The organism is Citrobacter sp. Cf125, assembly GCF_030333935.1.
Classification (GTDB): domain Bacteria; phylum Pseudomonadota; class Gammaproteobacteria; order Enterobacterales; family Enterobacteriaceae; genus Citrobacter; species Citrobacter freundii.
In genome coordinates this window covers 260641-280426 of sequence record NZ_JAOWEY010000022.1, presented here as the reverse complement: position 1 = coordinate 280426, position 19786 = coordinate 260641, and the positions used below count along the sequence as shown (strand labels likewise).

Sequence of the window (19786 nt, the reverse complement as noted above, 5' to 3'; positions counted from 1 at the left end):
TTACATGCAGATAGGATCGTTACGTAATGTCCATTTATGGCTATTCTCAACGTTTGATCCCACTGCATTAGCGTGTTTTTTTATTCAGGTGCCGTCGATACCAACGTTCAAATGCAACTGCTGGCATTGGCTTGGCAAACAAAAAACCCTGACGCTCGTTGACGCCATTTTTGGTTAAAAACGCATCCTCTTTCGCGCTTTCAACACCTTCGGCGATGACCTGCAGGTTGAGTGCCTGTGCGACCGCAACAATGGCACGTACCAGCGACTGCGAAACAGGTTGTTTGTGTACATCCCTGACAAAGGTTTGATCCAGTTTAATTGCATCAAGTGGGAACCGGGCCAGTTGAGACAGTGACGAATAACCGGTACCAAAATCATCCAAATGGATTTGCGCCCCCATCTGGCTAAACTGCTGAATCACGGACAGTGCCAGTTGCTCATTTTCAATTAAACTGCTTTCCGTTAACTCGACATCGATGGGGCAATATTCAAAGTCGAGTTCATGAAGCACCTGCTTGAGATCGGTAAATAGCGTCTGATCGGCGAGCTGCCGGGCAGAAACGTTTACCGCCACGCGCAGATTGATTCCCTTTGCGCGCCATTTTGCTATCTGACGCACAACGTCCAGAATAACCCAGCGACCCAGAGGAACGATAAGCCCTGATTCTTCGGCGTAGGAGATAAATTCCAGTGGTGGAATGAGGCCTCGTTCCGGAGACTGCCAGCGAACCAGCGCCTCCAGGCTGCGCACTTCGCCTCGCCAGGTTATCTTTGGCTGATAATGGATAACCAGTTGATCGTTTTCCAGCGCCTTGCGCAGATTAGTATCCAGCCACAGATATTCAAATACCCGCTGATTCATTTCCGGAGAGAAAACACAAAACTGTCCACGGCCACCTTCTTTTGCGGTGTACATGGCCGTATCGGCGTTACGAATGACGCTCTCGCAGTCCTGACCATGTTGTGGGGCGAGGGAAATACCAATAGAGCATCCGGTATAGATTTCAATCAGGCCGATGCGAAAAGGTTGACGCAGGCGTGTCAGAATACGCGACGCGGTGGCTTCCAGTGAACCCTGGGATGTTTCGGTGGCAAGGACAATAAACTCATCGCCGCCAAACCGTGCCAGTAACTGGTTTTCGCTAAGGCAACTGAGTATTGCCAGCGATACGCTTTGCAATAGCTGATCGCCAAACATATGCCCGTAGGCATCGTTTACCTTTTTGAAGTTATCCAGATCGAGGTACACAATCCCGACCTGCGTATCGCCCGCGTTCTCAATCGCATTGCTGATCAGATTATGAATAGCGTTGCGATTGGGTAATCCAGTGATCGAGTCAGTATTCGCCAACACCCGCAAACGCTCCTGGGCGCGGCGTTCTTCAGTGATATCGGTCCCGGAACAGATCAGAAATATTTCGTTCTTGCCGCTACCGTTATGCACAAATTTATTACGAAATAAAAACAGACGCTGTCCTTTGCAGGTCTTCACCCAGCGTTCAACTTCATATGAGTTACCTTCGCGAAAAAAGACCTCGATATTGCGTCGTGACGCGGCAGCTTCACGTCGACTCATAAATAATGTGAATACACTTTGGCCAATGACTTCACGTTCTTTGAGTCCGGTATACTCTTCGCACAGTCGATTAAACCGCTGAATGTTGCCCATGCGATCAAGAATGACAATGACTGAATTGGCTTCAGAAACCACCTGTTCGGCAAAAGAGAGGCCATGAGCCAGGTCACGGGCGACGGAAGGGGTGTCATCCCAGGCGGATGCGCTACCGGCCCATTCACGCTTATTGATTTTTCGGCCGACCAGATGCACGGGAATGTTGTCATCTTCAATCGGTAACGTCATTAATAAACTTGACGTAATTACCGTCATCTCGCGAATGCGTTCGGCTTGTTCCGGGGATAATTCGATGGTCTGATCGGCCTCTGACGTTTCTTCGACAGAGAAATGCAGGATGTTGCAATCCTCTGACAAACGCCAGTAAGGGTTATAAGTGCCAACATAGCTATACAACGTAATCAGCTCCCGGACGTCTTTCATGATGTGTACTATCCCGATTAAAGCGCATAGAGCCTCAAAAGTATGGGTAGCCATGATTCATTCAGGCTGATTATGGCTGAACGTATTGTTTTTTTTATATATTTATGTGTAATCCAGAATCCGTAAAAAGCAAAGCCAACGGAGCTGAAAAATAGTAAATAAATTTTTTGACTGGATGAAAGAAGTGTAGTGCGCGGTTGAAATTTGGGAGGTAAAAAGAAAACGACCTTTCAAAAATGAGAAAGGTCGCTTGATTTATGCGTGTTACGCGGCTGGACGCGCGATAACGCTGCGGGTTTCCATCCGTACTTCAGCGATAGTTACGTCAATCACATCTGTGACTTTGTAAACCACTTCACCTTTAATTTGCACGGTGCCGCTTTCCTGGCTGCATACCAGTTCATCACGAACGGCGTGCAGGAAGGGAGCAGGAATAAAGGCAACAGCGCCATTATCAACTAAACGCACGCGCATGCCACCGCGGCTGACGTCAATGATCTCGGCCGCAAAGCGGGTGTCGGTACCGGCTTTATCACTCAGGAAACGGGCGTAAAGCCAGTCACCCACGTCACGCTCAGCCATCCGGTTCAGGCGACGACGTTCTGCCATTTGCACGGTGGTATCATCCTGAGGTCGGGCGATGGTTTCGCCTTTGATGACAGCCTTAAGCAGACGGTGGTTGATCATATCGCCATACTTACGGATTGGGGAAGTCCAGGTGGCATATGCCTCCAGACCCAGCCCAAAGTGTGGACCTGGTTCAATACTTATTTCAGCGTAAGACTGGAAGCGGCGAATTCGGCTGTCGAGGAAGCCTGATGGCTGAGCATCCAGTTCGCGGCGCAGTTTGCAGAAACCTTCCAGAGTCAGGACTTCTTCGGCATCGACGTGCATACCGTGGGTTTTCAGCAGCGCGGCCAGAGCGTCGGCGTTGGCCGGGTCGAATCCCATATGGACGTTATAAATACCGAAGCCCAGCTTGTCGCGAAGCACACGGGCGGCGCAAATATTTGCCGCAATCATGGATTCTTCCACGATACGGTTTGCGATGCGGCGTGGCTCAGCGACGATGTCCAGTACTTCACCTTTTTCACCGAGAACGAAACGGTAATCCGGGCGATCTTTAAAGACCAGCGCGTGGTTATGGCGCCACTCTCCTCGGCTCAGACAAATACGATGCAGCAGACGGATCTGTTCCGCAATCGCGTCGTTTTCTGGTTGCCACTCGCCTGTACCTTCCAGCCAGTCGGAAACATTGTCATAGGCCAGCTTCGCTTTTGACTCAATTGTCGCAGCGAAAAAGGTGATGTTGTCTTCAATCGCGCCATCGGCGGTAATGCTCATACGACAAGCTAAAACCGGGCGCACTTCGTTCGCGCGCAGAGAGCAGAGATCGTCAGACAATTCACGTGGCAACATCGGGATATTGAACCCCGGTAAATAATTGGTGAACGCGCGAATTTTTGCCGTTTTATCCAGCTTACTGCCTTCTGCAATCCAGGCTGTTGGGTCGGCAATGGCGACGGTTAATTGTAGCGTGCCGTCAGCTTGTTCTTCAGCATACAGCGCATCGTCCATATCTTCGGTGCTGGCGCTGTCGATGGTGACGAAATGAAGGGCGGTTAAATCTTCACGAACCAGGCCTTCGTCCAGCATTTCGGTTGCTACGCCGTCCGGTGCTTCTTTTTCCAGATTATGGCGTGCCAGTGTGACCCACCACGGGACAAAGTGGTCATCAGCAAAAGTGATAAATTGGGTTAACTCGGCGTAGAAGGTGCGATCGCCTTTCAGCGGGTGACGGCGCATTTCTGCAACCGCCCAGTCGCCTTCTTTAAATTCATGTTCAACGCCACGGGTGGCACGACAAGGAATAGCATCTTTCAGTAACGGATGATCCGGTACGATGGACAGACGATCATTTTTGCCCTGAACTTTACCCACGAAGCGCGTCAGGAAGGGTTCGATCAGTTCTTCCGGCTCTGCAGACTCACGATCTTTTTCTGTATGGATAACCGCAACAATGCGGTCGCCATGCATCACTTTTTTCATCTGCGGCGGTGGAATGAAATAGCTTTTTTGTGCATCGACTTCCAGGAAGCCAAAGCCTTTTTCCGTGGCTTTTACCACCCCTTCAGCACGTGGCGTCTGGGAATGTAGTTGCTGTTTAAGCTGCGCTAGCAGCGGGTTGTCCTGAAGCATAATTGTCTATTTTCGTGGCTAAAAGAGCGGCTGACAGTTTTACGCGATTCTGCCAGTGGCAGCAAGCGCTCTTTCAGTAAGTGGATCGGTTAATCAGTGTCGCCCAGCGCGATTTTCAAGCGATTCAACCATCCGCACAATCCACTCCAGGCTAGCAGGTTGATGGCCTGCTCTGAAGAGATTCCCTGCTCGAACAAAGACGTTAACAGTGCGGTGCTAAAGCGGTCGGGCGCCCGGGTCAGCCATTGTACCGCCTGTAGGGTAACGCGCTCAACCGGATGTCGTTGTTCCCAACGTTGTAATTCACGTTCATCCAGGCGAAGCAGGGCGATAACGTCGACTAATTCATTTGCTGTATGCGCCTGCTCGTTAAAGCAGGCCACGCTGCCGTTAATTCGTGACGTCACCAGCGCTGCCAGTGAAAATTCCTGTACTGATACAGTGCTGCGCCGGACAGAGGAAATCAGCGTCGTGAGTAAATCTAAAATGACCGGTGAATGTATCAATAATGGCACCAACGCTTGCAGTTCATCGGGATATCCTCTGGCAGAATTCTCAGCATGGGGGGGATATTTTTCGATCGGGAATGGTGCAGCATGCCAGGTTGTCTTTGTGGCGTTAAATAACGAAGCGTGAGCAAATTGCTGAATATCCAGCCCCGGTATTCGGCGTACCGGATGACCAGACCAGGCCTGAAACAGGGCCACGGTTCGGGCCTGAAAACCGATGAAGCCGATGATTTGATTCATCAGAATATTATCGCTGGTGGTCAGTCCGACCGCTTCCAGATGCTGACGGTCGCGTTCGCCTATCACGGCAGGAGAGCTGGCAAGTTGGCGAGCATATTGGGTGATTTGTGCCAGTCGATGGTTACTTTCCCGCGAGGAGTCCGGACCGGGAAGCGGTGTTAAACGCGCGGCATAGTGATTACATAATCGCTGCACACCATACACCTGAGCGACGGTCAGGGCTGTACTCATCCGTTCATAGGCACTGAACGTATGCATCTGATTCAGGTTTACATGAGCCGGGAAGAGCATCTGGGCAAGTTTACGGGCAGGGGTTAACCAGGATTGAAAGGGCGAAAGAGCGTCATCAGGTAATGCCAGATCCAGTAAAAAACTGTCGTCGACATGAGCGGCTTCCGGGACCAGCGGCAGAACATCATGCGGATACGTGCTGGATTGCGTCTCATGATACCAGTGGCTTTTGCCTTCAATTCGGCGTTGTTCCATGGGCGTTCCTTGGTCTAAAAGTGGCGACCCGGACTTGTCGTCATACTACTACGCCGGATCGTTTGCGCTGCAATATCCTGACGTAAGCAAATGAGGGGATGAAAGATTGTTACGTGATAATAAATATCAGAAAGGCATATGTGGTGGCTGAGGGGAGTGTCATGGGCGGTGCAAGACCGCCCATCGAGGTCTTAGGATTATTTAAGTTCCAGCTCGTTCATTGCGGCGATGCTGAAGCCACCGTCAACGTGTACGACTTCACCAGAGATACCGGCAGAGAGATCGGAGCACAGAAATGCTGCGGAGTTACCCACATCTTCAATGGTAACGGTGCGGCGAATCGGTGTAACCGCTTCACAGTGCGCCAGCATTTTACGGAAATCTTTAATGCCAGAAGCGGCGAGTGTACGGATTGGACCTGCGGAAATGGCATTCACACGCACGCCTTCAGGTCCCATCGCATTAGCCATATAACGGACGTTCGCTTCCAGGGAGGCTTTCGCCAGGCCCATGACGTTATAGTTAGGGATTGCACGCTCTGCGCCCAGATAGGACAACGTCAGTAGCGCAGAACCAGGGTTTAGCATGGAACGACATGCTTTTGCCATCGCAACAAAGCTGTAAGCGCTAATGTCATGCGCAATTTTAAATCCTTCGCGGGTAACTGCATTCACATAATCGCCATCCAGTTGGTCAGCAGGTGCGAAGCCGATTGAGTGTACGAAACCGTCGAATTTCGGCCAGGTTTTGCTCAGTTCAGCAAACATGGCGTCAATGCTGGCATCTTCAGCCACATCACACTGCAAAACAATGTTGGAGCCTAATTGCGCTGCAAATTCTTCCACACGACCTTTCAGCTTGTCGTTCTGGTAGGTGAACGCCAGTTCAGCACCTTCGCGATGCATCGCCTGAGCGATTCCCCATGCGATAGACAATTTACTGGCAAGGCCTGTCACCAGAATACGCTTACCTGATAAAAAACCCATGGCTTTAATCCTTTTTGTTAACACTTATCTTTTACCAATCAATGAATTATGATTGACGCGTTAAGCTCACTCGAAATTGGTCTGAAATTATATCCCACGCCTTTTCCCTGAGGAATGGTTATCAACCTCACGTGACCTGTCACTTCATTGCATGTGGGGAGTATATCATTCCCCTCCGGTTATGCTTCGTTCAGGCATTTAACGTCGGTGAATCAGAGAAAATGCAAGGTTTCAAAGGCATTGAAATGGTATTATTTCATTGCTAGCTGATGTTAATAAACATAGCAAGGTAGGAACTTTCTTAAAACAAAAAATATGACAATATTCAGCTTGTTATGATATATTGTTTTTATCGATCAATATCGACGCATTGATCGATATTATTGATTGATTGTGATTAGAAGTGCATTATCATGACGTTATGATCAATTGGAGTGGTCTTATGCACTATCATTTCATCGCGGAAACGATGAGAGACACAACAGATAAATTACTGGGCGTAGAGATCAACACCCGGTTTACTTCAGATACGGTTCAACCGTTGCATCCAGATTTCATCATTTCAGCGTGGGATAGCGAACAAAAGCGTAATTTCATGCTCGAGCAAATTCGATTAATTGCCGAAAAGCGTGACTGGTTTGAGCGCAACAGCCTTATTTGTACCCTGAAACTCATTGACGAAATGGCGCTGCTGGCGATTGGTGATCCAGCCATCAAGTCGGCCTTACAGGCACTACCATTTATTGCACTGGAACTTTCAGAACGTTTTCTGACGAATACCGTGTGCCTGAATAGTCTGTTGATTAATTCACTTCGCGACGGCCCAAACGCATTGTGGTTAGGCGATCTTGGCTCCGGCAGCGTAGGGGCCAGCCCGCTGGTTTGCGGTCATTTTGACGTTGTTAAACTGGATCGCGGTTTTTTCCTGGAACAGGTAGAAAAACCGATGTTCCCGGTGCTGATCAAAAATATCAGGGAATATTGCGACCGTGTTGTAGTGAAGGGAGTCGAAACAGCACAACTTGTCGACGAGGCCAGTGCTGCAGGTGTCTGGGCAATGCAGGGTGCCCTTTATCCGTCAGTCACGTTTACCGAAGTTGATACGCTGCTCTTACCTACGTTGTGTCACTGATGGCAGAATGCCCCCCGGTTGAGGGGGCAGTCGTTTGTTAGCGATCTTTCCGCCAGGCGTCGGCGGTAAGCGCTTCGCCGAAATGACCTGCAATCAGGCGACGGGTAAGTTCATGCAACGGGGAGGCCAGAACGTCCGCTGTACTGCCGCGCTCAACAACTTCGCCCTGATGCATGACTAATACCTGGTCGCTGATGTGCTTCATCATGCCAATATGCTGAGTCACATAGATATATGAAATCCCTTGTTTTTCCTGTAATTCCAGCATCAGATTGATGAGCTGCGAACGCATCGACATGTCCAGAGAAGCCAGGGCTTCGTCGGCGATAATGACTTTGGGTCGTAAAATGAGCGCACGGGCAAGGCCCAGACGCTGTTTTTGCCCCGGCGCTAACATATGCGGGTAATAGCTTACGTGATCGGGCAGCAGTCCGACCATACGCATGGTCTCCACGATCTGTTTACGACGCTGCTCAGGCTCGAGGTCGGTATTCAGACGTAGCGGAAAATCGAGGATCTGCGAGATACGTTGCCGAGGATTAAGCGATGTTGACGGATCCTGGAAAATCATACGGATCCGCTGACTACGAAATGAATAATCACCATATTTTAACGGATGATCGTCAATCAGCAGCTCACCGCTGGTAGGTTCAATCATACCCGCCAACATTTTTGCCAGCGTAGATTTCCCCGAACCGTTTTCACCAATGACGGCGAGCGTCTGACGTTCGCGCAGGGTGAAACTCAGGGGCTTGACGGCCTCCACGGTCTGGCGGCGAAATAAACCTGTCCGGTAGCGAAAGGTTTTGCTCAGATTACGAACTTCGAGCAGGGTTTCTACCATCTCACTCTCTCTCCATGTTCAGCGGGAAATGACAGGCGTAGAGATGATTCTTTGCTCCGGTCAGTCTTGGGGTTTCAATACATTCGCGTTGTGCATAAGGGCAGCGCGGCCCCAGACGACAGCCGATGGGTAATTGTTCCAGCAATGGAATTGCTCCTGGCATGGTATTCAGGCGGCTTTTGTGCGGCATTGCGCTACCAAAATCAGGAATAGCGCGAATCAACGCTTGAGTATAAGGATGATGCGGAATGGTCACCAAATCTTTACTTGGCGCGGTTTCCACCGTTTGTCCGCAGTACATCACGTTGATTTTGTCAGCCCACTGGCTGAGCATTTGCAGGTCATGGCTTATCAACAAAATGGTGGTATTGCTGTTTTGATTCAGACGGGTTAGCAGACGGAAAATTTGCGCCTGGGTGGTTGGCTCCATCGCGTTCGTCGGTTCATCGGCAATCAGCAAACGCGGCTGATTCGCCAATGCGATAGCGATCATGACCTTCTGGCATTCGCCGTCGGTTAGCTCATATGGGAAGCTGCGCATGGCATCTTTATGGTCTTTTATCCCGACGCGGTGTAAGAGTTCAATCGCACGGCGTTTGCGCCAGCCGATGCGCTGCCACCAGCGGCCCTTGTAAGTCCAGGCAGGAATATTTTGCATTAGCTGCCGTCCGATCCGCTCAGACGGATCGAGACATGACTGTGGCTCCTGAAAGATCATGGAGACGTTATGACCGACCAGTTTGCGTCGTTCACGCGCGGAAAGGCGTAGCAGATCGATATCATCAAAACGCATACGGTCTGCGGTTACGCGCCAGTTATCTTTAGCGACGCCGCAAATGGCCTTAGCGATCAGACTTTTGCCGGAACCCGACTCGCCGACCAGCCCGCGGATTTCACCCTCGTTGAGGGTCATGCTGACGCGATCAACTGCCTTAACCCAGTCGTCACCGGTTCTGAATTCAATCGTCAGGTTGCGGATATCCAGTAATGGCATTATTCCACCCCCGCAATAATTGCGCGGCGCACGCCGTCACCCAGTAGGTTAACCAGCAGCACGCTTATCATAATCGCTGCGCCTGGCAGCATGACCGTCCACGGTGCGACATAAATCAGCTCCAGCGCGTCACCGAGCATGGCCCCCCATTCCGGGGATGGCAGCTGTGCGCCAAGGTCGAGAAAACCCAGCGCGGCGATATCCAGAATCGCCATCGACAGTGCGCGGGTGATTTCAGTAATCAGACCGGCGGTAATATTCGGCAGAACGGCAAACCACAGAATATTCAGTGTGGTTGCACCATCCAGGCGAGCGGCAATGACGTATTCTTTCTCCAGCTCGTCATGCACCATGCTGTAAACGGAGCGCACCATGCGCGGCAGCAACGCCAGCCAGACCGCAAACATGGCGTGTGTCAGATGCGGTCCGGCAAAGGCCACCACAATAATCGCCAGCAGCAGAGAAGGGATCGACAGCAGGGTGTCCAGAATGTGGTTCAGCACTGCGGAGCGCAAGCCGTGCGTCGCACCGGCAACTACGCCCAATACAAGGCCACACAGTGTGGCGGCAAGAGTGACGACAAACGCGCCTCCAACGGTCGGGGCCGCGCCGCTGAGCAGACGACTTAAAACGTCTCGTCCCAGATCGTCAGTTCCGAGGAAGAAAGAGACTTCGCCATAGCGTGACCATGACGGCGGTAAAAGCTGATAGCCGAGAAATTGCTGATCGATGCCGTAAGGGGCAAACCAACCACCAAAAATACACAAAACAGCCAATCCCGCGCAGCCGTACAGGCCGATCATCGCAGTTGCATCACCATAGAAATTGCGCCATGCGGTGCGCAACGTACCTGGCGGGCGTTTTTCGCTATAGACGCTATCGTAAGGCATACCATTCCTTATGTTTCAGAGGGTTAGCCATAGCACCCAAAATATCAGAGATAACGTTGACGATGATAACCAGTGAGCCAATCACCATAACGCCCGCTGAAATCGCCGCGTAATCCTGCTGGCGAATCGCGTTAATCAACCAACGGCCAAGACCAGGCCAGCTAAAGACCATCTCGGTGATCATCGCCAGCGTCAGCATGGTGGAAAACTGTAAGCCCAGACGCGGGATCACCGGCGGCAGGGCGTTGTGCAGAACGTGACGGCGCAGAATCGTTAAGCGTGACAAACCGCGTGTGGCCGCCGCTTTGACGTAGTTCTGATCAAAGACCTCAATGGTGCTGATACGCATCAGGCGGATGACTTCGGTGGTGGGCGCAACGGAGAGCGTTAGCACCGGGAGCACCATATGACGGATAGCGCTGACCAGCATTTCATCGCGCCAGGGTGAGTCGGAGATCCACGCATCAATAATGGCAAAACCGGTAACGGGTTTCACCTCGTAGAGAAGATCAAAACGCCCGGAAACGGGTAACCAGCCGAGGGTCAGTGAGAAGAGCAATGTCAGCAGCAGAGCCAGCCAAAAAACGGGGATAGAAAACCCCATCAGAGCCAATGCGCTGATGCAACGATCCTGCCATTTGTTGCGCGTGATGCCTGCCAGCATACCAACGGGGATCCCGACCATTAGTGCAAAACCAAAGGCAAGAATGCACAGTTCCATTGTGGCCGGGAACACCTCTTTCAGCTGTTCTGAGATCAACTGACCATTGATACTGGATACGCCGAAATCCCAGTGAATGAGACCATTGAACCAGAATACCCAAGCGTTCCACAACGATGCGCCCTGTAACGGCGCATGAGGTGTGAAGTAGCTCAGGCTGAATCCAATAAAGGTCAGAAAGAACAGGGTGACCAGCAGCAACAAAAATCGACGCAGGGTGAAGATAATCATGGTTTTTTCACCTCATCTTTCTTTTCCCGGGACACCCCGGCAAAAGAGGAATTGCCGAACGGACTGAGCACCAGCCCTTTGATGTCGTAGCGGTAAGCCTGTAGACGCAGTGAAGAGGCCAGCGGCAGGATCGGTAACTCTTGCGCAAGAATATTTTGCGCTTCGTCATAGGCATCAATTCGCGATGAAAGCTGCTGCGAAGAGAGGGCTTTGCGCAGAATGCTGTCAAACTGCGGATTACACCAGTGGGCAAAGTTGGTCTGTGAATTGATGGCGGCACAGCTGAGCAACGGCCGGAAAAAACTGTCAGGATCGTTACTGTCCGTCGCCCAGCCGGATAACGTCAGATCATGGTTCATATCCATTAATCTTGCCTCCTGAAAACGGCCTTCTACCGGGATGATCTTCACTTTCACACCCACCTGAGCCATATCTGCCTGAATCAGCTCTGCGGTTTTCAGCGGACTGGGGTTCCAGGCCTGAGAGCTGGTAGGAACCCAAAGTTGTAACGTCAGATTCTCCAGCCCCAGCGCTTTTAGCTGCTCGCGCGATTTTGCCGGGTTGTACTCTGTAATTTTAGCTTCGTTATCATAAGCCCACGAGGCGCGAGGCAAAATAGATGCTGCGGTTTCTGCCGTCCCGTAGTAGATAGACTGCATTAACCGTTGGTTGTTGATCGCTAGCGCCAGCGCATGCCGCACGGCAGGGTTATTCAACGGCGGTTTATTGGTGTTGAACGCCAGGTAGGCAATGTTCATCCCCGGGCGCAGCGTCAGACGCAGGCGAGGGTCATCACGCAATATGCTGAGCTGGCTGGCGGCAGGCCAGGCTAAAACGTCACATTCGCCGGTCAGTAACTTTGATAACCGTCCGGTTCCGCCAGAACCGAGGTCCACTACCACCTGCGGCATCAGAGGAGTACCACGCCAGAATTTTTCATGCCGCTGCAACCGAATATATTGGCCGGCACGATTCTCCGAAAGTTGGTACGGTCCTGTGCCGACAGGTTGTCTGTCGAGCAGTTCCTGACGATCCTGTTTTGCCAGGTTAGCCGCATATTCCGCCGACATTACGGAGGCATAGTGTGTGGCAAGATGCCACATAAAGGAGGCATCAGGTTGAGTTAAGCGGAATTCAACGGTGTTGTTGTCCAGTTTGCGCACACTTTGGACGTTATCGGCGAACTGCAGGCTGTCGAAGTAGGGGAAATTGCTGCCGTTCACATTGTGCCATGGATGGTGGCGATCAAAGATGCGCTCGAAGGTAAACACCACATCGTCTGCATTCAGTTTGCGGGTGGGAGTGAACCAGGCGGTCTTTTGAAACTGTACGTCACGACGCAGATGGAAGCGGTAGGTTGCGCCGTTATCCAGCACCTCCCAGCTTTCAGCCAGCTCAGGCACCAGTCGATAGGTGTAGGGATCTACATCAAGCAGTCGGTCATACAATTGGGCCGCTAACGTGTCGACGATGAGACCACTGCTCGTTTTTTGCGGGTTGAACGTATTGACCTGCCCGCTGACGCAATAGACAAACCCACTGTCACGGATATCAGCGTGCGAAGCTTGCTCAGGCGCAGCAGCAGCCTGACCACTCAGAAATCCAGCCATCACGATCAGAGATGATAAAACCAGGCGCATAATTTTAATGGATTATATAAAGAGGCTATCTTACTAATACTTAATGACATTTGCCATTACCGTTTGTTTTTGGGAGCAACAGGTTCGATAAGCGCGAGTTCAACACCGCGTCATGGTCAAAATTCATACCTGCTATCCACTTTGAATCTACTCTGTTAACTATCTTAGCATTTTCATGCCCCATCTGACTTGCTATAAACGCGGTGCAGGATGTGGACAGTTGGCGTAATTTGTTACGGTTTCCTCGCTGTGACAAAATGCGTAAGCGATTACAATGCGTTAGTGTACGAATCAACGGGAATATTTAATAAATGAGCAACTTAGCGGATTATGTCAATGCTATAAAAATAGGCAAAAATGTTATTTGTATTGAGGATGTCAGTAAACGGGATGACATGGCTGAAGTTGAGATTATAAATAAGACATGGCTTCATGATTCGGGAGTGGTTATTCGTTGTTCTCGCGAAAATGAATTGGTTAAATATTCATCAAATGCCTGTCCAGAATGCAGCATTAGATGGCATGTCGTTGATGCGGCAGGTCAGGATATTCGTCCACTGGAGAAAACGTTTCACAATGCTTGCCAGGAGTCGTACTGGTTAAAAGTAAATCGTCAAACGCATCTCCCGGTGTAAACGCTGGGCTAACCAATCACAGCGATACCAAGTAGCTCCATGAGCAACGATGCCTGGTAGTTGTCTAACTTAACGCCTTGTAAATCAACACCCCGAATATCTAAGTCACCTAACTCCGAATTGGTCAGATCGCAATGTGCGAAGTTTGCTGCTTGCCAGTCGAAAGTAGAAAACTTGCCGCCGGAGAGATCTGAGCCACTGAATGTCGCACCCAGTACCTGAGTCCCCATCCAGCGGTTCTCCCGCAGCTCACACTTTTCCAACACGACTTTCGAAAAATTGGCGTAGCTTAGATGAGGTTATGCGTCAAACCCGCCAGTATGACACTTGCAAATGCGTGCTAGATCTGGTGCTTCTTCAGCAAGGCTCGTAGCTGATGATAAGTGAGACCCAGTAATTCAGCGGCTTTTTTCTGGTTAAATTTAGCCAGCAGTAAGCTGGTTTGTAGAAAGTCTTTCTCTTGTTGCTGCTGGAATTCACGAAGATCCAGCGGTAATGCTACAGATGTTGGTTTTGCTTCCTGCACCTGAGATTCCACGACATGACGGCGGAAGGGATCAATGATTATCTCATCCAGCGGGTAATCACTGGTCCCATGTCGATAAACGGATCGCTCCACGACGTTTTTCAGTTCACGAATATTACCCGGCCAACGGTAGTGGAGGAGCGTTTCTCTGGCTTCGGCACTAAACCCTGGAAACAGTGGTAACCCGATCTCGCGGCACATCTGAATGGCAAAATGCTCGGCCATTAACATTATGTCGCTTTGGCGTTCGCGTAACGGTGGGAGTTGCACTACGTCAAAGGCCAGACGATCCAGCAGGTCCGCGCGAAAAGTGCCTTCGTTGACCATGCGAGGTAAGTCGGCATTGGTTGCACAAACAAGTCGTACGTTAACTTGCAACGGCTGGCTGCCGCCAACACGTTCCAGCTCTCCATATTCAATAACGCGCAGCAATTTTTCCTGCACCAACATCGGGGCGGTTGCCAGTTCATCGAGAAACAGCGTACCGCCGTCGGCGCGTTCGAAACGTCCAGGATGGCGTTTTTGAGCGCCGGTAAAGGCACCTGCTTCGTGACCAAACAGTTCGGAATCAAGCAAGTTCTCGTTGAGCGCTGCGCAGTTAAGCGAAATAAACGGGCCTTGCCAACGGGTGGAGAGATAGTGCAGGCGGTTGGCAATAAGCTCTTTCCCAGTACCTCGCTCACCGATAACCAGGACAGGCTTATCCAGCGGCGCCAGATGAGAAACCTGCTCCAGCACTTCAATAAAGCTGTTTGCTTCACCCAGAAGATTATCTTTGTATCCTGCCATGATGAAATTCACCATTTGTTAGTGTTATTCACCAATTTACCCTAATTCTCTCGCCAGGTAAAATTAGATATAATTATTAAAATCAATTAGATAAAAAGTTGGCACGCCAAGTGCATTACGAAATCAGCAGGGCATAGCCCGATATCAGAACAGTAAGTGAGGATTACATTATGGGTATTTTTTCTCGTTTTGCCGACATCGTGAACGCCAACATTAATGCGTTGCTGGAAAAGGCTGAAGATCCGCAGAAGCTGGTGCGGTTAATGATCCAGGAAATGGAAGATACGCTGGTTGAGGTGCGTTCAAACTCCGCACGCGCTCTGGCAGAAAAGAAACAATTATCTCGTCGTATCGAACAGGCCAGCGCGCAACAGGCAGAGTGGCAAGAAAAAGCTGAGCTGGCGCTGCGCAAAGAGAAAGAAGATTTGGCGCGTTCTGCGTTAATCGAAAAACAGAAATTGACTGACCTGATTGCCTCTCTGGAGCATGAAGTCACGCTGGTTGACGATACGCTGGCGCGTATGAAAAAAGAGATTGGTGAGCTGGAAAATAAACTCAGTGAAACCCGTGCTCGTCAGCAGGCGCTGATGCTACGTCATCAGGCAGCGAGTTCTTCACGTGATGTTCGTCGTCAGCTGGACAGCGGTAAACTTGATGAAGCGATGGCGCGCTTTGAATCTTTCGAGCGTCGTATCGATCAGATGGAAGCTGAGGCTGAAAGCCATAATTTCGGTAAACAGAAGTCCCTGGATCAGCAATTTGCTGACCTGAAAGCAGATGATGAAATCAGCGAGCAGCTGGCGCAACTTAAAGCCAAAATGCAGCAAGACAAGCAATAATAACATCTGGCGGCGCCCGAACGCGCCGCCGCTCATCACCTGTAAGGAGTACTCATGAGCGCGCTATTTCTGGCTATCCCGTTAACCATCTTTGTGCTGTTTGTTTTACCGATTTGGCTCTGGCTGCATTACAGCAACCGTTCCAGTCGTGGCGAACTGTCGCAAAGTGAACAGCAACGTCTGGTCGAACTCAAGGATGACGCACAGCGGATGCGTGAGCGCATTCAGGCGCTGGAAGACATCCTTGATGCTGAACATCCAAACTGGAGGGACCGCTAATGGGAGGCGTTAATCTGAACAAAAAACTGTGGCGTATTCCGCAGCAGGGCATGGTTAAGGGGGTTTGTGCGGGTATTGCGCATTATCTCGATGTGCCTGTGAAGCTGGTACGGATCCTGGTGGTGCTGTCAGTCTTTTTTGGTCTGGCCTTTTTCACCTTCGTCGCTTACATCGTGCTGACGTTTGTATTGGATCCGATGCCGGATAATGTGGTTTCCGGCGAGCAGCAGCCATCAAGCGGTGAACTGTTGGATGCTGTCGATCGCGAGCTGGCGGCTAGTGAAAAGCGTTTGCGTGAAATGGAACGTTATGTGACGTCCGATACTTTTTCCTTACGTAGTCGTTTCCGCCAATTGTGAGGTTAGAAATGAACAATCGCTGGCAACGTGCCGGGCAAAGGGTTAAGCCGGGCTTTAAAATAGCAGGTAAGCTGGTGCTTTTAACGGCGCTTCGCTACGGCCCGGCGGGGGTAGCAGGGTGGGCGGTGAAATCCGTCGCCCGACGCCCGCTAAAAATGCTGCTGGCGTTGGTTCTGGAACCGGTGTTGAGTCGGGCAGCGGCAAAATTGTCGAAACGATATTCCGGTAATCGAACCTGATATTTGAATCAGTAAAAGCAAGCAACAATTAATCAACATTCCCTCAGTTAATTTGCGGCAGCTCACAAATACGATTTTTTGGCTGCCAAAATTCTTTTTTTACCCCCCTTCAGACCACCTCAGCTAATTGACAGCTTATTTTACGCAGAGTAGTCTCTTGGCTCATGGGACCGCTACCACGAGAATCGAAGGTGAACCAAAAAATCCAAAAATGCCTGACAGAAGTTTATGGTCATACATTTACTTCATGCCACTATGAAGCGCTGTTTGCACGTTTAGAGAAATCACAGGGATTAATTAAAAAAATCCGTAAAGCGCATTGGGATGAGGGCGATGTGGTGCTTATTACCTACGCCGATCAATTCCACGGGGTTGGTAAAAAACCGTTGCCGACGTTTAATCAGTTTTATAATGAATGGTTTAAGTCGACATTTTCTCATGTGCATCTTCTGCCATTTTATCCGTGGTCATCGGATGATGGTTTTTCCGTGATTAATTACCATCAGGTTGCCGAAGAAACCGGTGACTGGAATGATATTAAGGAATTAGGTGAGTCCAGTCGACTGATGTTTGATTTTGTTTGTAACCATATGTCAGCTAAAAGCGAGTGGTTTAATAATTATTTGCAACAGCTTGACGGTTATGAAAATTTCTTTATTGCAATGGATCCTGATACGGACCTGAGCAACGTCACACGTCCACGCGCATTACCGTTACTGACACCATTTACGCTAAAAGATAACACCGTGCGCCATTTATGGACGACGTTCAGCGATGACCAGATCGATCTCAACTATGCCAACCCGGTGGTGTTACTGGCGATGGTCGATGTGCTGCTGAGCTATCTTGAGCAGGGCGCAGATTATGTTCGCCTGGATGCGGTTGGCTTTATGTGGAAAGAGCCTGGAACGAGCTGTATTCATCTGGAAAAAACGCATCAGCTTATCAAACTATTCCGCGCTATTGCGGACTGCGCGGCGCCTGGTACGGCGATTATTACCGAAACCAACGTCCCGCATAAGGATAACGTGTCCTACTACGGTAATGGCCATGATGAAGCGCATATGGTGTACCAGTTCTCGCTGCCGCCGCTGGTGCTGCATGCGGTACAACGCCAGGACACGTCGATATTGTGCCAGTGGGCGCAATCACTGGAGCTGCCGTCTGGTGAGACAACCTGGTTTAATTTTCTCGCATCACATGATGGCATTGGTCTCAACCCATTACGCGGTTTGTTGCCTGAAGACGAGATCATGCGGCTGGTGACAGAACTACAACAGGAAGGTGCGCTGGTTAACTGGAAAAATAATCCTGATGGCAGTCGCAGCCCGTATGAAATTAACGTGACATATATGGATGCGCTAACCCCTGGTAATTGTAGCGATGCCGAACGGTTTTCTCGCTTTATTCTCGCACATGCCATTTTGCTGAGTTTTCCAGGCGTGCCGGCGGTTTACATTCAAAGCATACTTGGATCACGCAATGATTATAAAGGTGTTGAGACGTTCGGTTATAACCGCGCGATCAACCGCAAAAAATATCAGGTGGGACAAATAGAAGCGGAGCTGGCAGATGAAACCAGTTTGCGTCACGCTATTTATCATGAGTTATCCCGACTAATTGTAATACGTCGTAATAATAAAGCATTTCATCCTGATAGTGATTTTCAAATTAACAGTATTACACCAGCCGTAATGCAAATTAAACGTACTGCGGAAACAGGTGAGGAAATTACCGGGTTATTTAATGTCAGCGGTCATACTCAAACCATTCGTATTGATATAGAAAATGGAGTTGATTTGATTGGCGGTAAAACTATTTCCGGTAAGGAATTAACGTTGTACGCCTGGCAGGTCATGTGGGTTAAGTAATAAAAAGGAACATTTCATGCTTAAAGCTAAAATTGTGCTGATTTCAGCACTGGTTTCCTGCGCCCTGGTTTCCGGGTGTAAGGATGATAAAAAGTCCTCTGTCGCGATTGAATTTATGCACTCTTCTGTTGAGCAGGAGCGGCAGGCGGTCATTGCAAAACTGATTGAGCGTTTTGAAAAAGAAAACCCGGGCATCAGCGTCAAACAGGTTCCTGTGGAAGAAGATGCTTACAACACCAAGGTCATCACCCTGGCGCGCAGCGGTTCACTACCTGAAGTCATTGAAACCAGCCATGACTACGCGAAAGTTATGGATAAAGAATCCCTCATCGACCGTAAAGCGGTAGCGCAGGTCATCAACGGTGTAGGTGAGGGAACTTTTTATGATGGTGTCCTGCGTATTGTACGCACTGAAGACGGTAGTGCATGGACCGGGGTTCCGGTCAGCGCCTGGATTGGCGGGATCTGGTACCGCAAAGATGTGCTGGCAAAAGCCGGACTGGAAGAGCCAAAAGACTGGCAGCAATTGCTAAACGTGGCGCAGAAGCTCAACAATCCTGGCAGTAAGAAATACGGCATTGCGCTGCCGACGGCAGAAAGCGTTTTGACCGAACAGTCATTCTCCCAGTTTGCGCTCTCTAACCAGGCCAACGTTTTTGATGCGCAGGGAAAGATTACGCTCGACACACCTGAAATGGCGCAGGCGTTGCAGTATTACCGCCAACTTGCCATGAACACTATGCCTGGTTCGAACGACATCATGGAAGTCAAAGATGCTTTCATGAACGGCACGGCGCCAATGGCGATTTATTCCACCTATATCCTCCCGGCGGTGATCAAAGAGGGCGATCCTAAAAATGTTGGCTTTATGGTGCCGATGGAAAAAAATTCCGCTGTTTACGGCATGCTGACGTCGCTGACCATTACCGCAGGTCAAAAAACCGAAGAAACAGAAGCGGCAGAGAAATTTGTCACCTTTATGGAGCAGGCCGACAACATTGCGGACTGGGTCATGATGTCGCCAGGGGCGGCGCTGCCGGTCAACAAAGCGGTGGTGAATACTTCGACGTGGAAAGATAACGCTGTTATCAAAGCGCTGGGTGAATTACCCGATCAACTGATTGCCGAACTGCCAAATATTCAGGTCTTTGGTGCCGTCGGTGATAAGAACTTTACCCGCATGGGCGACGTAACCGGCTCCGGCATCGTGAGTACCATGGTGCACAACGTCACGGTAGGAAAAGCTGACCTTTCATCGACCATCAAGGCAAGCCAGACAAAACTGGATGACCTCGTTGAACAGCGCTAATGGGGAAAT

General features: G+C 50.2%; 18 protein-coding genes and 1 pseudogene. 8 read left to right on the top strand and 11 right to left on the bottom strand.

Going from position 1 to position 19786, the window contains the following annotated elements; translation table 11 throughout:
* Window positions 1–67 precede the first annotated feature (67 nt).
* The 4 genes from pdeR to fabI form a co-directional block, all read right to left on the bottom strand.
* Window positions 68–2059: a cyclic di-GMP phosphodiesterase gene (pdeR, locus tag OGV89_RS05465; protein WP_286558265.1), complete on the bottom strand. Its 1992-nt coding sequence runs from the start codon at window positions 2057–2059 to the stop codon at window positions 68–70.
* Between the two features lie 264 nt (window positions 2060–2323).
* A complete protein-coding gene (locus OGV89_RS05460) occupies window positions 2324–4258 on the bottom strand; it encodes an exoribonuclease II (protein ID WP_016150330.1) in 1935 nt (644 codons plus the stop codon).
* Between the two features lie 89 nt (window positions 4259–4347).
* Complete coding sequence (locus OGV89_RS05455; RefSeq protein ID WP_286558262.1) at window positions 4348–5493, bottom strand: CMD domain-containing protein; 1146 nt, start codon at window positions 5491–5493, stop codon at window positions 4348–4350.
* A gap of 197 nt (window positions 5494–5690) precedes the next feature.
* Window positions 5691–6479 carry an enoyl-ACP reductase FabI gene (fabI, locus tag OGV89_RS05450; RefSeq protein WP_003020565.1) on the bottom strand — a complete coding sequence of 263 codons (789 nt, stop codon included), beginning with the start codon at window positions 6477–6479 and terminating at the stop codon, window positions 5691–5693.
* 442 nt (window positions 6480–6921) lie between these two features.
* Between fabI and OGV89_RS05445 the strand changes: the two genes are divergently transcribed.
* A complete protein-coding gene (locus OGV89_RS05445) occupies window positions 6922–7611 on the top strand; it encodes an EAL domain-containing protein (protein ID WP_048217504.1) in 690 nt (229 codons plus the stop codon).
* A 37-nt stretch (window positions 7612–7648) separates the two neighbouring features.
* Here the strand turns inward: OGV89_RS05445 and sapF are convergent, their stop codons facing one another.
* From sapF to sapA, 5 genes are read right to left on the bottom strand one after another with little or no spacing between them, the layout of a single operon-like run.
* Complete coding sequence (sapF, locus tag OGV89_RS05440) at window positions 7649–8455, bottom strand: peptide ABC transporter ATP-binding protein SapF (RefSeq protein ID WP_003020558.1); 807 nt, start codon at window positions 8453–8455, stop codon at window positions 7649–7651.
* A 1-nt stretch (window position 8456) separates the two neighbouring features.
* Window positions 8457–9449: a peptide ABC transporter ATP-binding protein SapD gene (sapD, locus tag OGV89_RS05435; RefSeq protein ID WP_003020556.1), complete on the bottom strand. Its 993-nt coding sequence runs from the start codon at window positions 9447–9449 to the stop codon at window positions 8457–8459.
* Window positions 9449–10339, bottom strand: coding sequence for a peptide ABC transporter permease SapC (gene sapC, locus OGV89_RS05430; RefSeq protein ID WP_003020550.1), 891 nt, complete (start codon window positions 10337–10339; stop codon window positions 9449–9451). The genes sapD and sapC overlap by 1 nt, the downstream gene beginning before the upstream one ends.
* A complete protein-coding gene (gene sapB / locus OGV89_RS05425) occupies window positions 10326–11291 on the bottom strand; it encodes a peptide ABC transporter permease SapB (RefSeq protein WP_003020545.1) in 966 nt (321 codons plus the stop codon). Before sapB ends, sapC begins: the two co-directional genes overlap by 14 nt.
* Complete coding sequence (gene sapA / locus OGV89_RS05420; RefSeq protein ID WP_003840735.1) at window positions 11288–12931, bottom strand: ABC transporter substrate-binding protein SapA; 1644 nt, start codon at window positions 12929–12931, stop codon at window positions 11288–11290. Before sapA ends, sapB begins: the two co-directional genes overlap by 4 nt.
* A 311-nt stretch (window positions 12932–13242) precedes the next feature.
* Here sapA and OGV89_RS05415 point away from each other — a divergent pair, with 311 nt between their 5' ends.
* Window positions 13243–13566, top strand: a complete 324-nt coding sequence (locus tag OGV89_RS05415) for a hypothetical protein (protein ID WP_003840736.1) — start codon at window positions 13243–13245, stop codon at window positions 13564–13566.
* Window positions 13567–13574: 8 nt separating this feature from the next.
* Here OGV89_RS05415 and OGV89_RS05410 read toward each other — a convergent pair.
* Together OGV89_RS05410 and pspF are read right to left on the bottom strand one after the other, a co-directional pair.
* Window positions 13575–13862, bottom strand: a pseudogene (locus OGV89_RS05410) (pentapeptide repeat-containing protein); the annotation flags it as partial.
* A 44-nt stretch (window positions 13863–13906) separates the two neighbouring features.
* A complete protein-coding gene (gene pspF / locus OGV89_RS05405; protein ID WP_161799276.1) occupies window positions 13907–14896 on the bottom strand; it encodes a phage shock protein operon transcriptional activator in 990 nt (329 codons plus the stop codon).
* A gap of 155 nt (window positions 14897–15051) precedes the next feature.
* Between pspF and pspA the strand changes: the two genes are divergently transcribed.
* The 6 genes from pspA to OGV89_RS05375 all read left to right on the top strand — a co-directional run bounded on the left by pspA (window position 15052) and on the right by OGV89_RS05375 (window position 19777).
* A complete protein-coding gene (pspA, locus tag OGV89_RS05400; protein ID WP_003020532.1) occupies window positions 15052–15720 on the top strand; it encodes a phage shock protein PspA in 669 nt (222 codons plus the stop codon).
* A 54-nt stretch (window positions 15721–15774) separates the two neighbouring features.
* Window positions 15775–15999, top strand: coding sequence for an envelope stress response membrane protein PspB (gene pspB, locus OGV89_RS05395; protein WP_003843975.1), 225 nt, complete (start codon window positions 15775–15777; stop codon window positions 15997–15999).
* Window positions 15999–16358: an envelope stress response membrane protein PspC gene (pspC, locus tag OGV89_RS05390; RefSeq protein WP_003020497.1), complete on the top strand. Its 360-nt coding sequence runs from the start codon at window positions 15999–16001 to the stop codon at window positions 16356–16358. Before pspB ends, pspC begins: the two co-directional genes overlap by 1 nt.
* A gap of 8 nt (window positions 16359–16366) precedes the next feature.
* Entirely contained in the window at window positions 16367–16597 is a 231-nt protein-coding gene (gene pspD / locus OGV89_RS05385; RefSeq protein ID WP_003020493.1) for a phage shock protein PspD, read from the top strand.
* A gap of 164 nt (window positions 16598–16761) precedes the next feature.
* Window positions 16762–18468 (top strand): sugar phosphorylase, encoded by a 1707-nt coding sequence (locus tag OGV89_RS05380; protein WP_106902105.1) that lies wholly within the window; start codon window positions 16762–16764, stop codon window positions 18466–18468.
* 16 nt (window positions 18469–18484) lie between these two features.
* Window positions 18485–19777 carry an ABC transporter substrate-binding protein gene (locus OGV89_RS05375; protein WP_286558255.1) on the top strand — a complete coding sequence of 431 codons (1293 nt, stop codon included), beginning with the start codon at window positions 18485–18487 and terminating at the stop codon, window positions 19775–19777.
* Window positions 19778–19786: the final 9 nt, after the last annotated feature.

Bases quoted from the DNA above. Each gene is read 5' to 3' on its own strand.
- fabI (WP_003020565.1), bottom strand. From the start codon at position 6,479: ATGGGTTTTTTATCAGGTAAGCGTATTCTGGTGACAGGCCTTGCCAGT.
- OGV89_RS05455 (WP_286558262.1), bottom strand. From the start codon at position 5,493: ATGGAACAACGCCGAATTGAAGGCAAAAGCCACTGGTATCATGAGACG.
- pspB (WP_003843975.1), top strand. From the start codon at position 15,775: ATGAGCGCGCTATTTCTGGCTATCCCGTTAACCATCTTTGTGCTGTTT.
- pspC (WP_003020497.1), top strand. From the start codon at position 15,999: ATGGGAGGCGTTAATCTGAACAAAAAACTGTGGCGTATTCCGCAGCAG.
- sapD (WP_003020556.1), bottom strand. From the start codon at position 9,449: ATGCCATTACTGGATATCCGCAACCTGACGATTGAATTCAGAACCGGT.
- sapF (WP_003020558.1), bottom strand. From the start codon at position 8,455: ATGGTAGAAACCCTGCTCGAAGTTCGTAATCTGAGCAAAACCTTTCGC.
- OGV89_RS05415 (WP_003840736.1), top strand. From the start codon at position 13,243: ATGAGCAACTTAGCGGATTATGTCAATGCTATAAAAATAGGCAAAAAT.
- pspD (WP_003020493.1), top strand. From the start codon at position 16,367: ATGAACAATCGCTGGCAACGTGCCGGGCAAAGGGTTAAGCCGGGCTTT.
- sapC (WP_003020550.1), bottom strand. From the start codon at position 10,339: ATGCCTTACGATAGCGTCTATAGCGAAAAACGCCCGCCAGGTACGTTG.
- sapA (WP_003840735.1), bottom strand. From the start codon at position 12,931: ATGCGCCTGGTTTTATCATCTCTGATCGTGATGGCTGGATTTCTGAGT.
- OGV89_RS05380 (WP_106902105.1), top strand. From the start codon at position 16,762: ATGGGACCGCTACCACGAGAATCGAAGGTGAACCAAAAAATCCAAAAA.
- sapB (WP_003020545.1), bottom strand. From the start codon at position 11,291: ATGATTATCTTCACCCTGCGTCGATTTTTGTTGCTGCTGGTCACCCTG.
- pspA (WP_003020532.1), top strand. From the start codon at position 15,052: ATGGGTATTTTTTCTCGTTTTGCCGACATCGTGAACGCCAACATTAAT.
- OGV89_RS05375 (WP_286558255.1), top strand. From the start codon at position 18,485: ATGCTTAAAGCTAAAATTGTGCTGATTTCAGCACTGGTTTCCTGCGCC.
- OGV89_RS05460 (WP_016150330.1), bottom strand. From the start codon at position 4,258: ATGCTTCAGGACAACCCGCTGCTAGCGCAGCTTAAACAGCAACTACAT.
- OGV89_RS05445 (WP_048217504.1), top strand. From the start codon at position 6,922: ATGCACTATCATTTCATCGCGGAAACGATGAGAGACACAACAGATAAA.
- pspF (WP_161799276.1), bottom strand. From the start codon at position 14,896: ATGGTGAATTTCATCATGGCAGGATACAAAGATAATCTTCTGGGTGAA.
- pdeR (WP_286558265.1), bottom strand. From the start codon at position 2,059: ATGAAAGACGTCCGGGAGCTGATTACGTTGTATAGCTATGTTGGCACT.